This is a genomic window from Paenibacillus albidus, from assembly GCF_014644435.1.
GTDB classification, from domain to species: domain Bacteria; phylum Bacillota; class Bacilli; order Paenibacillales; family Paenibacillaceae; genus Paenibacillus_AQ; species Paenibacillus_AQ albidus.
Map to the genome: position 1 here is coordinate 1 of NZ_BMKR01000030.1, position 14,840 is coordinate 14,840.

Sequence of the window (14,840 nt, forward strand, 5' to 3'; positions counted from 1 at the left end):
GTGAAATCCTGCGAATTCATGAGCCTGAGTGAGAAAACTAAATTATATTGAGGGAGTTTAACAATTAACTTTTATTTTCATAAGAGAAATGATCGTAAATGTAACGAGTCAACGCATCCTTCAAGTTTTGATGTCTATTCAAGTAATGAAGCAAGATTTTAGATCAAGCATATTTACCAATCACATTAATTTCTTTCTTCTAAGCTTATTGATGATAAACAAATTATTAGAGGACTTCCCCCCCCTCCGAAGGTATATTTGAATGCTTCTACCTTAGAGGGGATTATTTCAAACTCCAATATTCAGCTCATTTTTTAGACTTTGTACATCATTTCATTATATTGTCTTATTAACACTTTTTGTTAAAATGATTTTTGCATTTATTCTACGCTAAAGCTTTTGGCCCATTCAGCGACCCTCCGACTACTTTCTTCTTCTGACAAATCTTCAATCCGAGTCATAATAGACCATCTTACTCCAAAAGGATCCAAAATACTTCCGAATCGATCACCTGAAACAAAGTTTATAACCGGTTCCCTTACTTTTGCTCCTCTTGATACCGCGTTTTCAATTACCTGATCAACATTATTTACGTAAATTCCTAAAGAATAACATGCATTGTCTTCATCTGGCGGCAAGGCCAATTGATATGCCGGATTAGCTGCCCCCAGTTGCAAAAAACCATTTCCAAAATCTAATTCCGCATGAACAATCATTTTATTGCCATTTCCATCAGGATGTTCGGTAATATCCTTCACCCTTGCATTGAAAACAATTTTATAGAACTCTATTGCTTCAGAAGGATCCTTCACTGTTATAAATGGGGTAATAGATGTAACACCATTGGGTGTACCATTCTTTGTATATTTACCTGATACTGCCGTATATTTTATGTTTTCAGTCATTTTTACTCCTCCTTTAAATGATTATACATATCAATTTTATGCTTATACCTTCATTGGATTGCTGCAATCATTCAGTTTGATGTCAGACCGTCTTTTCAATTCTCAGGGTAACTGTTTTTGATGAGGCTGGCCCTATAATATCATCCCGAGTTCAATTCGGCAGTTAAGTATTCCCCCAGTCTGCCATTGTGTAAAACGCATAAAGGTATAACATATCATTCATTTGAAAATTCTCCTTATCTTACAATTTATCAAATGATACCAACCATCTCGGTAATCAATGATTGTCATCATTATAAAATAACTTCACTGACATCTACTGTCAGTGAAGTTATTGAATTTGATAATACTCCATTAACTCCGACACAACATCAACAAGTTTGTCCTTCAAACTCTGTGGTTCGATTACATGAATGGATTTTCCGTAGGATAGGAGAAAATATGGGATATATGTATGAATTGATTTTTCCTCAAGTAAAAAGATTGCTTGATTTGTTGTCCGCTCTTTCAGATGATGTCCCAAAAACCAATGCAGACATAAGTCATCTAATGACTCTGACCTGCCTCCGATAATTAAAGGAATTAACCCATCCTTGCCCACTAAATCAGGTAACAAATTTTGCATAAAAAATTCACGGGCTGAAAAAGCTTTGGAACGCTTAAATCTTATTTGAGTACGCTTGATCTGTAGAATCCGTTCTACCCGAAAGCTGCGGATCTCATTCCTTAGGTGGCAAAATGCAATAGTATACCATTTATTGTTCCAGTAAACCATTCCATAAGGGTCTATCACCCTATTCTCGGGTTGTTCTTCATGGCTTGTTCGATAATCAATTTCTACAGAGAATTCGTTTGCTACAGCCTGCTCCAATTCCACCAATGCCGGCTGAACGGAAGGGTCTCCCATGCGGTTTATAACATCAAATCCGGCTAAATGACGACTAAGTATACTTTCCTGCTCCTGATTCGAATACATTTTCAATTTTGATGTCGCATTGCCTAATGCCTCACTCAAAGGGTATCCAGCTTCTTTTGCAAAAACAGCAGCTTGAAGAAGCGCCTTTTTTTCTTCAATATCAAATAGCAGGGGTGCTTTGATAAAATTATTCAGCAAGCTATACCCGCCATTATGACCTGTGTCGGATATTATAGGCACTCCACTGGCACATAGTGCATCAATATACCGATAAACTGTCCTTATATTTATTTCTAACTTTTCGGATATTTGTTTTGCAGTCATTTTTATGCCCGAATTCAGCATCCATAGAATTGCTAGCATATTATCGTTTTTTGGCATAACATGTACCCTCATCTATTTTAATTTATTAAACATCTTTTTATCTTATCAAGGATAACAATAAATTATTAGCTTTGCGAATCGCATGCATCCTTATTGATCAATCTTTCAGCCTATCCATCCTAACGCAACATTCAACGTGACTCGTCTGCCCTATCTTTTCAACTTCCTTGAGCGGCACTGTCACATCTGTTTTTGTACCATCAATTTATGCGATCAGTGATTTTATCTAAAGCTTGTTTCAAGGGCAATTTAGTTGATAATCGTTAGACAAACATCTAATCGGCAATCGGACTATGTTCTTGACCTTTACGGTAATCGGTACAAGTTCTTGTCCCTCGACACCAATTCATATTCTGGTTCAACTAACCTGCCCAATAGCTTAAAAGGCTACCGATCTACCGGCAGCCTTCTATCTTTACGCTATAGATCTGGTTGTTGAGCTATCGTTTCTCGTTAGTTCAATCGTGTTTTTAGGGGCTGACTTCGAATCGGCATACTTAGTTCTTTTCTTTGAGCCTCACGAATTTTTTCTAATTTACTTCTTGTATCTATTCGATTCCTACTCCAATAGCGGGGGCAGCAAATCGCAGCAACTACGATTGGATAATCCGCTCCGCCTCCAAAGCATCCCAGTTCGGCGTAGGCACATCCGACCTGGTCCTCAACTCGGCGAATGTGTAATTCAACGCATTAAGCTCCACATCCGTCCCATCAATCAACCGACTAATCGGGAGCAAGAAGAAAAGCTTTAGGGCCCAGCGAACTAAGCGTGGATACCGGATAATCCAAGATGCTTGACCCACCGGGGTCAGCGGGTAACCCAATGAATCCAGTACGTGAAAGCCCTCCCCCATCGCCGCCACCAACTGACGCAATCTCTTGTCGTCACGAACAACCTGTTTCATTTGGAAGCCATGGAACAGAATGACCATGTTCATTGGCACGACTAACACCATGTGATTTTTTAGCCAGTCATCGATCTGATCATGATAGTTGAGCTTGTACTTGGTTCGCTTGAATACCTGCTCCAGCAGGGAGCGGAACGGAATGGGGCTGTTCAATCCCCCGATGATCATCTGCCCATGGCCGCCACGGATGCAAATGACTTGCCCATCGGCACGAATACCAGCGGTAGTCTGGAATCCAAATGCGACCTGCTTGGGTGACCGCCCAGCCTTCAAATAGTCCTGCATAGCATAAGTATCCATATTGTTGCCAACCAGTATAATATTGCGGCTATCGTTGTTCGCGAGGATCGGCAGCACAGCCCCAAAGTCCGAATATTTCATCATGACGAAGATCAAGTCATACAAGTCACCAGGCTCAAGTGTACGAATCACACGAACCGGATCGAAGGTTGTCTTGCGCTGAAAGTAATGCCGGATGACCACTCCCTTCTCTTCCAGTTCCTCCGCTCGCTTTCCTCTTGCCAACACGGTCACATCATGACCGCCCCGTACTAGGACGTGCGCTAAATAGCTTCCCTGCACACCTGCTCCGTACACAAGTATGTTCAATATAGTCCCCTCCCCATGCAATTAACAGATGTTGAATATATAACACCTGTGTACTACAATCAAGGTATCATTGGAACTAAAGCAAGCGCAATGGCTAATCGTAACTGCTTTTGTTGAGAAATGAACAACGAAAGCTGGATATGTTCAAGAAAGAGGGGAAAAACATGGATCGACGCATCGAGCGATCAAGACAAATGATTATGCAAGCGTTCATCGGGTTGTTGGAGGAGCAGGATTTTGAGAAGATCACCATTCAAGGGATTGCGGATCGGGCCAATGTCAACCGCGGAACAGTCTATTTGCATTTCACAGACAAATATGACCTGCTGGAACAGAGCGTGGAGACGTATCTGATGATGCTTGTTGACAGCTGTTTACAGGAGGAAAGAGTAGCCACTGAACTATCCCGGGAGCTGCTGATTCGTGCGTTCACGTATCTGAAAGAGCATGCATCGATCTACCGCGTGTTGATGACCAACAAAGGCAGTCCAACTTTCAGACATCGTATGACACAGTTCATTAAGGGAAATATCACCGTGGTGGTGAACTACATGAATCTGGAAACGGGTATCCATCGAGATGTGATGGCGCAATTCTTATCTATTTCCGTTACGGGGTTGATTGAATGGTGGATCGTCGAATCCATGCCGTATACGCCAGAAGAGATGGTCGAACAGATGACTAAGATACTGGAAGCACGGCTGCAGCTATGGTGAACTTAATTACTAATCCAAGTATAACATCGTCGTTGCAACTAACCTGGCATTTAGTTGAATAGCGACGAATTCTAAAGCTGATCCGTCGCCATTACAAACTAAAAGTATCGTCGATAAAGTTCTCTCCGACGTTCGCCGCGGAGTTGTGCGTAGACTTGAGTGGTCGATGCCTTCTCATGACCGAGCATTCCTTGAATGAAATCTAATGGAGCACCATTATCAAGGAGTTGGCATGCATAAGTATGTCGAAAGCGATGCGGGTACACATTCACTTCAAGTTCTCCCCGATCTGCAAGCCGTTTTATTGCCCACCTAATCGTAGGTATAGCCATTCGTTTTGTTGGATGCGTATCGGTAACAAATAAGGCTTTGCAGGAATCCTCACGGCTGGCCAGGTACTTCTTTAACCATACTTTGCACTCTGTCGTAAAGTAAACTTCTCTTTGCTTCGATCCCTTGCCATTTATGATTGCTGAGCAGTTCTCCCAGTTTAGGTCTTCGATGTTGATTTTTTCTACCTCCCCAACCCGGCAGCCGGTGCTGTAGAGAAACTCAAGCAGTGCTCTTTCCCTGAGTGACTGACATGAGATTTTCAAGTGTATGACGTCTTCCTCAATCAAAAACTTAGGAATGCGCTTATCTAATTTGGGTTCTCTTAATTTTAGAGAAGGATTTGAAGTCAGATACGTCTCTTCATAAGCATACCGGAAAAGAGAACGAACAAAACGAATTCGATGACCAAGGCTGTTTGGCTTCAAACGAACTGCTTGCTTTGCCAAGTACTCCTTCAGTATGGTTAACGTTACCTCTGTGACATCGAGATTGCCTAGCTCCATCACTAACATCTTGTGCTGTAAGGCGTATTCTTTTAATGTTTTTGGACTGAACCCTTGAATGCGTTTGTCAGCCTCATACAAACTCCACAACTCATTTAAGTTCATAACAAAACCTCCCTTTAGAAGCTATTAAATCTAGTTTGCTTCTAAGGAGAGGTTTTAATCTGCCCGCTGTATTAAACTAGCGTTTCCCGTTAGTTCAATCCATGATCGTCGTCTATTATCCATGAAAACTCTTTAGCAATCGAGCTTGCAATTCCAGAAATCGCTAGTTCTATAGTGTCATCAATGTATCTGGGCACATCGATTTCAATTAAATTCACTTCTTCAATACCATTAAGTGTGTTAAATGCGTAACTCCCATCTGGGTTTGCAGGGATACCTGTTAATCTTACAAGCTTCCCATTGATTTCTTTACAAAACGTGAGGTGACTAATTTTTGTGAATCCCACATTACGAGTTAAGTATTGCTCCAAAACCATCGATTTTATTTTTTTTGTGTAATCATTGGAATGGACGCTTATATAATCAAACATAAATGGACCTCTTTCACCTTTATAGTATGTTCTCAAAGCTAGCTTCCATTATAAAAATACATGCTTTACTTAATTCAGGATGGGAACAGGATAATCCCCCTCTTTATTGCTTTTTTCTTGAACACCTGCGATGCAAAATCGTGAATCTGCTGAATTGAATCCCTATCACCATGTTCATAACATGCGATGGTCATATTAAGACATGTTTCCCTCTGTTAGCTGCAGTCCTCTTTAACTGTTACTTCATCATTGTTAATGGTCACCTTGGATGATCCCGACAAAAACTCTGTATAAGAACATACCGCCACTCTCTGAGCGGAGCTGCCCTCTCTGGAATCGGTATACTCCAGGTAAATCCCGCCTTCACCCGAGAGATGGAGATCGGGTTTGATCGTTATTTTTTGGCCGCTTTTGATCTCTTTACCCAGCTTATCCTTCGAGCCACTGGCTATAATCTGTCCATTGGAAAACCCCCTAATGACCCCCGTCTCCACCGACCCCAGATCATAATCGGAGCGGTTATCTACGGTTACCGTGAAGCTGCGGAAGTGGTTGATAAGACTGAATAAATCTGAGCTTCTTACCGCAACCACACCCATGATTCCAATCAAAATAAATGCCGTGCTTATTGTTATTATAATAATAGCTCTCCTGTTTCCTCTCATTTTCCGATTATCTCCTTTATAGAAAGACAGGATATATCAGGAAAATGTTACGTATTTCTTTTGATCATTTATCTTTAGTGATTTCGCCTGGACAACTCACTCCGTCCCCCAAAGCCTCTCCACTCCCTTAAGCTCCATCCCCTGAAACTCCATCCGGTATATATCCGGTTTGGATGTATTCCACAGGAAGTCCAACCCATACGACGGGTCAAAATAATTCATCATCAAACACATAACCATGCCATGGGTGCCGATAGCAATGCATTGTCCTTTATGAGTCTTCAAAATTTCATGTATCACACGTATGGCCCGTTCCTGGCACTCCCGACTGGACTCTCCTCCGGGTGAGGTAAAATCCGGGTCTGCAAACATCTGCCTGAGTATGGTATGCAGCTCTTGATCTGTCCAGTTGTGATATTCGGGTGAGAAAAGAATCTCCCTGAGATCTTCTACGCTATGTATTTCCTGCTCCAATTCCTGCGCCAGCCCGGCTATCGTCTCCACTGCACGAGTGTAGGGACTGGAATAGAAGGCATTCAGGCCTTCCTTGCGTAATAATGCGGCCACTGTCCGGGCATCCGCCTCTCCTTGAACCGAAAGCCCACGCGTCCGCTCCGTTCCTGCCGCTTTTGGAGAATCGCCATGCCTTACCATATAAATATAAGTTTTCATCTTTGTCCTCCCTTATTGCCTTGTCTACATTACCTAACACTACACTTTCTCCGACCCTCTTCAGTTTCCTCTAATCATACAAAACTAGGGACAAAATCACCCCTGGCGGGTGAATAACAACTCGGAGCTTAACGAGGCCCGGATTATTGTATAATAGGCAAGATTATCGTCATTTGGCTTGCTTAGAACCACATTGTTGTACAACGTGCGCAACTCTCGCCCATATAGCGTGGTTAAGACAATGGTTGACTGTGCGATTTGGCGTGGGTCCCTCTGCGGACACGATGAGGTCCCTTCACGATCTTCGGCTGATGCGGACAGGAAATCCGTTAATTGGAGAGGATTCGTCTATTCAGCAGGATAAACGGACAGAGATTCCGCTAATTGTCCCATCTCCCCTCATTCTAGGCTCAAACGAACGATATAACGGCTCCTGAGTCCGAATTCGCCAGGAAAGCAGACTTTTCCGCAAAATAGGATCTTCTCTGTCCGCTTCACTCCGCTGATGGAGCCCAATCCTCCTGCACCGCTATATCATCTGAAGCTTCCAGGATATCCATATTTTTCGCATTGCATCATTTCCTAAACGATAAAAAAGCCCTCGGGTAAGAGGACTTATTAACCAACCCTTTGATCTGCCGGACCCCTAACAACGGGCAGTATTTTTTACAATCCTATATCCCCCGCCGCATACCACTTCGGCATCAAACGCTCGAACCCGTCATGATCCTCCAGCACCCGGTGGATGGTAGCCAGCATCAGATCTGTCTCTTCCGGCTTCACTTTCTGTATCCAGACTACCGAGGAGATCAGACACATCGCCATGTAGAGAGAATACAGCTTCCAAAAGGACTCATCCGGGTCCTGATTCTGATGATAGCCGCGAATCTGGCCGATGCAGAACGGAATGCTTGTCTCTGTGCTGAACATCCCCACCTTCAGAAACTCATGCACAGGATCTCCCCAATCATAGCGGTTAAAATCAATCACTCCCGCGAGTTTGCCCCCGCTGACAATCAGATTCCCCACATGATAATCATCGTGCTGGAACAGATTGGGCCGGTCCCGCATCAGCTCCAGATGCTCTTCAATAAAAGAGAGCACCTGGGCATCCCCCTTGAACCTAATCCCCAGACGGTTATATTGTTCTACATACCGTTTATGCTTGGGCAGCTTACGGTCATACCAAGAGGACACGGTTCCCTCTGGTGCTTGATATTGATGGATCTTATCGAGCTCTTGCCCAGCCTGAAATCCAATTGCATACTGCTGCTCCACCGGATAATGAGGAAGCTGGTCGGCCCCATCTTCCCCCTCCACGTAGCTTAACACCATGTAGCCCCATCCTAGCTCCATCATCTGCCCAAACTCCAGTGGTCTGCTGCATAGGACGTTATATTGCTCCATGGCCTTCAACACTTCAAATTCCCGGCGCTTCACTTCAACCTGCGCCATGTCAAAGCTTCTCACCAGAACTTTTCCGTTCTCCAGCTGCACTCTGAATTTACGGTCCGTAGAGTATCCTTTTTTAATTTCAATGATCTCTGTAGCCCCTTGCAGACAAGGAATCTCCAGAGCCGTTAGCTGAGTTAGCTGCATGATCGTCCACCTCCTCCGTTGTTTACCTGGCATTCTTTAATCTCTTATTCGCCAACGGCCGATTGCTTACTAATTGCCGGGTCCATCGGACTGTACTGCCGCGTTGGCCATAACACACGCCCAAGACCGATACCCAATAAGCCAATCAGTACAATAACCATCCCGAAATTTACGAACACACGGCCCGGACCGGCTGCCTCCACAAGCAGTCCGCCAAGCAGTGGGGCAATAATCATCACCGCACCCATAAGTGTGCTCTGAATGCCGAAGATGCGGCCTGTCATGTGGGGCGGAGTTTCTTTTTGCAGACAGTAGTTAAACGTGATAATGAGCATGCCGTTGCCCAGCCCCAGCAAGAATCCCAACAGCAGTACAGGAACAACTGAGACTCCGGCAGGGAGCAGGCCAAGCCCTCCAATAGCGAGACCCAGCAGTATATATCCGCTTCCCAGCTTCCAGCCATAACCTGCGTCCTGCTTCAACCGGCCCATCCCCATAATCGAGAGAATGGCCCCTGCACCACACGCCGCCACCATCCAGCCAAGCATGGATTCCTCACTGGGCGCAAGCACCCGGAACAGACTGGTGAATTGGAAGTCGATCATTTGGATCGCCAAGGTGCCGATAAATCCGAACAGCATTGTGGCCAACAGCAGCCTGCTGTGCAGGATAAAGCTCCAGCCTTCTTTCCAGAGAGTGCCGAAAGGAATTTTCCCGGGTGATGGGGCCTCAGGACCACTCGCTTGATCCATGCGTTGGTGCACGTTACCCGCCTCTGCATCTTTGACAGTAAGGAGCAGTAAGTAGGAACATACTCTGAAGATTGCACACAACAGAATGCACCACTGCGGCGACAGCATGGACAACGCTACCCCTCCCAGAAGGGGACCGGCAATTTTGGAACCCTGATTCACGAGACCGTTGAGAGATGTAGCCTGAAGCAATTGGTCTTCCCGCACCAGGTTTCGTGTCAATGACTGTTGGGCAGGCACGTTCAAGGTAGAGATTGCCGAACGCACTGCAAGTAGTGGCAATAACCACAGCATATTCGGTGCGAACAGCACCAGAAGTGTCAAAACCGCAGCCAGCAGGTCACACATGCGCATCAGCGTAAGTTTGTTCAAACGGTCGGCCAGGGTACCCGCCACAGATCCGAGCAGAACATTGGGCAATGCGATCGCCACTGGAATCAGGGCGAGCATCAGCGGACTGGCCTGCCAGCGGTATCCCACCAGGACCTGAATCGCCAGTGCGTCGAACCAATCCCCAAAGGTCGCCGCTGCAAAAGCAGTATAAACCCGCATGTATACTTTGTTATGCAGTAAGCTGGAGCGTGGCTGTTGTGATGCCGTCATCTCATTTCCCCCATATCATCATAAACTCATGCTTAAACATGAGATTACTGTAACGGAGAAATGTCAGAGGATCATCAGAGGGAGTTCAAAGTCTTCCTCATCATTGCTTCAAGCGGTCCGATCAGCTTGCGGAAGCCAAACCTTTCCTGTTCTTTTTCATAAAGAACTCTGTATTTCTTCAGCAAAGCTCCGTCCTTAGGAAACAGATGCGAGAAATAACGGATCCGCAGCAGCGAATACATCCGCAGGGGGATAAATCCGGACCGGTCCAATACATGCAGCCCTTCATCCAGCAGCTTCTCGGCTTCCCGCCCTTCCCCGCCCCGTAATTCCCATAAGCCCTTTACTACTTTATAACTGCCAATTTCACGCAAAAAGGGCTTGGTCGTTAAACATTCATCTTCAATCTTCTCCGCTATTAGAGCTATCTCAGAATCCTCCGTTCCCTTTACAAGGTGCAGGAACATCTCCGTAATCGCTACCGAAGGAACAAAATTCTCATAATCGGGCTCAGCAATAATGGTATAGGTTAGTTGTAAGCGTTCCAGCGCCTTGTCCACCTGTCCTGCCAGCGCATACACATCCAGAATATTGAGGATCTTCATTTCCATATGTTGATTGGGGTGCAGCAGCTGTTGATCCAGCACCTGCTCGCAATACCGCAGACTTTTCTCAGGTTCACCCAAAAAGGCATGACACAATACCAGGTAATACATTCGCTCCGCTAAAGGCACCTCTTGGGTATACAGCAGCCATTCCAGATCCCCCTCCACAAAATGGATATATATCGAATAAAACGGGGCCAGCTCATAGCCGAGTACATCCTGCTGGCGGGCAAGGGCCAGCATCGAACGACCTTGGCCGTAGGTATGGTACTTGCCGAACACATCCCTTATCCGCTGATTCAGCTCGGGGTCACGCGTGGTTGGGTTCACTTCCACTGCGGAATCCATATTCCGCACCAGCAGGCTATAGCCGAATCCCCGAACAGTCTTTAGGACCAGCCCTTCCAAAGAAACCAGCTTCTTTCGCAGCCGATAAATATGGTCGTCCACGGTCCGTTCCACCGGGTATTCCAGCGGCCACACCTTATCCAACAGCTGTTCCCGGCTGAAGGTCTGCCCTTTGTTGCGGTATAAGAACTCAAAAAGGGCAAATTCCTTGGGCAGCAGTTCAATGGTTAAGCCTTCGGCAGTTACTTTAAATTCATTTTCGTTGAGCTCAATATACATCGCATAGCCTTCTTTCGCACGGTGTTACATGCCTCATTATAGCAGCAGGGGCAGGTGATGCTCCAGAGCAGATTCATGAAACAGTGAGCCTGCACCAAATAACAGGCCTGCCACAGTCGTTCTATCTTAAATTTAAAGTTCTATCGTCTCTATCCGTGCAACCAAAACTCTGCAGCACGCATCTTATACATAGAGGGAGGGGAGCCGCAGCTGAAAATCATAGAGAGATTACTGGCTAAAGATGAGTCCGCTCTCCGCCAACTGATGGATGAATACGGGGATATGCTGCTGCGGACAGCCTGCCTGCTGCTCAAGGACCGGCAGACCGCAGAAGAGGCTGTGCAAGACACTTTTATTCAGGCTTATGCCAAAATCGGACAGCTGCAGGACCCGGAACACCTGAAACCTTGGCTGATCCGAATTGTCATTAACCGCTGCCGGATGCGGCAGCGGACCTGGAGCTGGCGGAACATCTTCCCGGCTGCGCAGCATGTTGACCCGGTAAGCAATGATCCCGTCACTGCCGAGGCTGCGGAGGAGCTTTTTATAAAAAAGTGGCAGCATGGTCAGTTAACCGAAGCCGTGCGGAGTCTGGATTATATCTACAGGGAATGTGTCGTCCTTTATTATTTTCATGACATGAGTATCCGGGAAATTTCAGCCCAGCTGGATACGGCAGAGAATACCATCAAGTCACGGCTGTCACGCGGACGGCAGCTGTTAAAAAAAGCTTTGGCGAAGGAGGAACCCTTGCGATGAAGACGGAACGTGAGCAGATCAAACAGCGAATGGACGAAGAGCTTGAGCCGATCCGCTTCTCCGCGCAGGAGCAGGTGATCCGGCAGACGCACCCACGGGCCTTCGGAGCCCGCCTGTCGGCGCTCTGGAACCGGGAGATCGAGATTTCGCCAGGGCCACTGGGGGCGTTAAGTGTGGTTATTCTTGTGACCGTGCTGGTGATTCGCCCTTTGCAGACCGGACAGCCGAATCATCCGGGACCGCAGCCTCCTGCACACCGGGTGCTGATCGAAGCAGGCGGCAACACCTATTGGAAAGATATCTATGAGCAGGCGGTGAAACGGCATGAAGATTAGATTAAAAGTCAAACATCTTGTCCTGCTGCTTCTGCTGCCAGCCACTCTGCTGATCACTTTTCTTCTTACATTTAATCCCTCCCGGGCTGATCAGGAGAACCGTGCTGCCCTTTCTTCTGAAGGGTCTGCCCGTGAACAACTGCTGCAGCAGATCAACGCTGCCACCGGCAGCAGACGCATGGAGCTGATTCAGGAAAAGGTCTTGGATACTGCCCATAATGACTTTCCGTCCCGGTTCGATGTGTATATCGGAGCGTCTATGAGCCAGACGGGTTCCCGCCAGGAAGCGGATGTTTCTCCCCTGCTTCCTGAGGACCGGATAACACTGCTGGAAGAGTATATCCGCAAAGGTCCGGCAGATGCACGTATGGTGCGGGCCTTGAAACAATTGGCTACAGAGTATGCTGCTGCGGGGCAAAGCGGATCCATTGCAGAGGCCCTGGCCTCCGCCGGGGAACGGGTCGCCCCTTCCGCTCCCATCTCCCGTGAACTTACTCTCTACCGGGCAGAGCGGGCACTGGACCAGGGGGATATTGGCTTAGCAGCTTCTACTCTGAATCAAGCCGACACCTCCCGTTCACTTATGGATGCGGAGCAAGGGGGACGGTATGATGCCCTCTTGGGCCGTATCCTCTTTGCACAGGGCAAAGCCAAGGAAGCCCTGGATGTTGTGAGTGGCGGGCTCACAAGTTACCAAGAGTATTGGAAAACTATGGATAGCTCAATCTATAACGGAACTGAAGCAGCAGATAGCAGCGGATCGACCACGGAAATGCTGCTGAAATCATTGCAGACAGCGCTGAGATCGGCAATGGATATGGAGAAGACCCAGCCTGCTGCCGTATCGGGAACACTGAGACGCAGTGATGGCACCCCTATTCCGCGTGCAGGTGTATTCTTGCGGACAGAAAGCGAGGTCAACCATAGCGTGACCGATGCCGAACCGTACCGGATCGTTACGGATGAGCAGGGCCATTTTGAATTTCACGGGGTCATTCCGGGGTTCTACCAGCTTCATCTTGGACTGAGCTTCGAGCAGGTGGACGGCTATATCTGGCCTACACAGCCGGATGACTGGCTGGAGATCAAGCCGGGTGAGCAAGTGAACAAGGAGCTTGTCCTGCAGCCATTGCTGGAGCTGAAATCACCGGTTAATCAGGTGGCCCTTAGCGGACAGAAGGTGGATTTTGAGTGGGAAGCCGTAAAAGGAGCCGCTTATTACAGCCTCACCGGGCATATCTGGCCGAAGGACGGAGGGTCAAACGGCAGCGTGATCCGGGAACATATAGAGGGTAACCAAATATCGATTCCGGTTGACGAGCTGTACTATAAAAGTACAGGTATTTCCTACGGCAGCAAAGCTGACTGGCAATCGCTCGAACCAGCCTCTGTCCTGGGATTTATGAGCCCGGGCCACTTATCCTGGAGTGTGGACGCTTATGATGCAGAGGGAAATCTGTTAACCCGCAGCAACGGTTACAGACTGGATGAGGATACTATGGGCAATCTGCCTTTCTTCACCCTTCAGAAACGGACACTTACCGCCGCGGACCGGCTGCTGCTGGATCATAAACTGGATCAGGCCCTGGAGGCTTACCGCCAGGACTATGACATCAATCCGCAGGATATTCATGCCATGCATATGTTATACCGGATGAAGGATGCACGGGCCTCGATCAATGAGGATAAACAGGAAGAAGCGGAGACCCTGCCTCTGCTCCAACAACTGATGTTGCTTCAGCCGAACGAGGATTATGCCTTCACCTTGTCCCATTTCTTCTATAAACAAAAAGACTGGGTGTCATACAACAAGTATTATGCACAATATCTCCAATTAAGCGGGCAAGATCCCAATGAATATGTACGTTCGGTTCACGCCACTGCGCTAATGCAGCAAGGGAAGCTGGAGGAAGCCAGACAGCAGTTCGCCATTGCGCTGGAGCAAGACGACAGCCACCGGTTCATCGGCAGCTTTTTGGCGGCTGAGCTGTACGCAGGCGCTCCGCTTCACGCAGTACTGGAGCTTGCCGGGCGTTACCCCGATCACAGCTTTGGCGGCAGCGGCAACCGCTGGCCGCTGATGATCGGAAAGCTGATCTCAGCAAAGGCCCGGCAGCCGCAGCTGTTCGAGCAGCAGCTTCAGGAGAAGCTGCAATGGTACGCGGAGGGGCAAGAGGACCGGCTGGAGCAATGGATGGAACAGAGCAAAGACTCCGCGTTGAAGGCCTTTATGGAGGCAGTGCTTGCTGTGGGTTGATGGCCTCCTTTCCCCTTCGCCTGTTGAAACAAGCTGCCCATGATCAAAACGTAAAGGGGTGTCCCAAAGCTTTAAAATGGCTGCTTTGGACACCCCTTGTTTTTGGAGTAGGATGGACGCGAACGCTATCGCTTATCCACAATCGTTCTTCTAAAA

14 protein-coding genes are annotated in these 14,840 nt (G+C 47.3%); 4 read left to right on the plus strand and 10 right to left on the minus strand.

Annotation, left to right across the window (positions count from 1 at the left end; genetic code table 11):
- Positions 1-380: 380 nt before the first annotated feature.
- The 3 genes from IEY53_RS25325 to IEY53_RS25335 form a co-directional block, all read right to left on the minus strand.
- Positions 381-905, minus strand: coding sequence for a VOC family protein (locus IEY53_RS25325; protein ID WP_189029950.1), 525 nt, complete (start codon positions 903-905; stop codon positions 381-383).
- Between the two features lie 331 nt (positions 906-1,236).
- On the minus strand, positions 1,237-2,202 hold the full coding sequence (locus IEY53_RS25330; RefSeq protein WP_189029951.1) for a helix-turn-helix transcriptional regulator: 966 nt from the start codon (positions 2,200-2,202) through the stop codon (positions 1,237-1,239).
- Between the two features lie 596 nt (positions 2,203-2,798).
- Positions 2,799-3,722, minus strand: coding sequence for a ketopantoate reductase family protein (locus tag IEY53_RS25335; protein WP_189029952.1), 924 nt, complete (start codon positions 3,720-3,722; stop codon positions 2,799-2,801).
- A gap of 164 nt (positions 3,723-3,886) precedes the next feature.
- Here IEY53_RS25335 and IEY53_RS25340 point away from each other — a divergent pair, with 164 nt between their 5' ends.
- Entirely contained in the window at positions 3,887-4,438 is a 552-nt protein-coding gene (locus IEY53_RS25340) for a TetR/AcrR family transcriptional regulator (protein ID WP_189029953.1), read from the plus strand.
- A 98-nt stretch (positions 4,439-4,536) separates the two neighbouring features.
- Here IEY53_RS25340 and IEY53_RS25345 read toward each other — a convergent pair whose 3' ends face one another.
- The 7 genes from IEY53_RS25345 to IEY53_RS25375 all read right to left on the minus strand — a co-directional run bounded on the left by IEY53_RS25345 (position 4,537) and on the right by IEY53_RS25375 (position 11,333).
- Complete coding sequence (locus IEY53_RS25345) at positions 4,537-5,379, minus strand: tyrosine-type recombinase/integrase (protein ID WP_189029954.1); 843 nt, start codon at positions 5,377-5,379, stop codon at positions 4,537-4,539.
- A gap of 89 nt (positions 5,380-5,468) precedes the next feature.
- A complete protein-coding gene (locus tag IEY53_RS25350) occupies positions 5,469-5,810 on the minus strand; it encodes a hypothetical protein (protein WP_189029955.1) in 342 nt (113 codons plus the stop codon).
- A 215-nt stretch (positions 5,811-6,025) separates the two neighbouring features.
- Positions 6,026-6,475, minus strand: a complete 450-nt coding sequence (locus IEY53_RS25355) for a hypothetical protein (protein WP_189029956.1) — start codon at positions 6,473-6,475, stop codon at positions 6,026-6,028.
- A 96-nt stretch (positions 6,476-6,571) separates the two neighbouring features.
- Positions 6,572-7,147, minus strand: a complete 576-nt coding sequence (locus IEY53_RS25360; protein ID WP_189029957.1) for a histidine phosphatase family protein — start codon at positions 7,145-7,147, stop codon at positions 6,572-6,574.
- A gap of 666 nt (positions 7,148-7,813) precedes the next feature.
- Positions 7,814-8,746: an aminoglycoside phosphotransferase family protein gene (locus tag IEY53_RS25365; RefSeq protein WP_189029959.1), complete on the minus strand. Its 933-nt coding sequence runs from the start codon at positions 8,744-8,746 to the stop codon at positions 7,814-7,816.
- Between the two features lie 44 nt (positions 8,747-8,790).
- Positions 8,791-10,101 (minus strand): MFS transporter, encoded by a 1,311-nt coding sequence (locus tag IEY53_RS25370; RefSeq protein ID WP_189029961.1) that lies wholly within the window; start codon positions 10,099-10,101, stop codon positions 8,791-8,793.
- A gap of 74 nt (positions 10,102-10,175) precedes the next feature.
- A complete protein-coding gene (locus tag IEY53_RS25375) occupies positions 10,176-11,333 on the minus strand; it encodes a winged helix-turn-helix domain-containing protein (protein WP_189029963.1) in 1,158 nt (385 codons plus the stop codon).
- A 264-nt stretch (positions 11,334-11,597) separates the two neighbouring features.
- Between IEY53_RS25375 and IEY53_RS25380 the strand changes: the two genes are divergently transcribed.
- The 3 genes from IEY53_RS25380 to IEY53_RS25390 are packed head-to-tail and all read left to right on the plus strand — an operon-like array spanning position 11,598 to position 14,684.
- Positions 11,598-12,092: a sigma-70 family RNA polymerase sigma factor gene (locus IEY53_RS25380; protein ID WP_229696350.1), complete on the plus strand. Its 495-nt coding sequence runs from the start codon at positions 11,598-11,600 to the stop codon at positions 12,090-12,092.
- The gene (locus IEY53_RS25385; RefSeq protein ID WP_189029965.1) at positions 12,089-12,427 is read left to right on the plus strand and encodes a hypothetical protein; all 339 of its coding nucleotides are present in this window, start codon (positions 12,089-12,091) and stop codon (positions 12,425-12,427) included. Before IEY53_RS25380 ends, IEY53_RS25385 begins: the two co-directional genes overlap by 4 nt.
- Positions 12,417-14,684 (plus strand): carboxypeptidase-like regulatory domain-containing protein, encoded by a 2,268-nt coding sequence (locus tag IEY53_RS25390; RefSeq protein ID WP_189029967.1) that lies wholly within the window; start codon positions 12,417-12,419, stop codon positions 14,682-14,684. Before IEY53_RS25385 ends, IEY53_RS25390 begins: the two co-directional genes overlap by 11 nt.
- Positions 14,685-14,840: the final 156 nt, after the last annotated feature.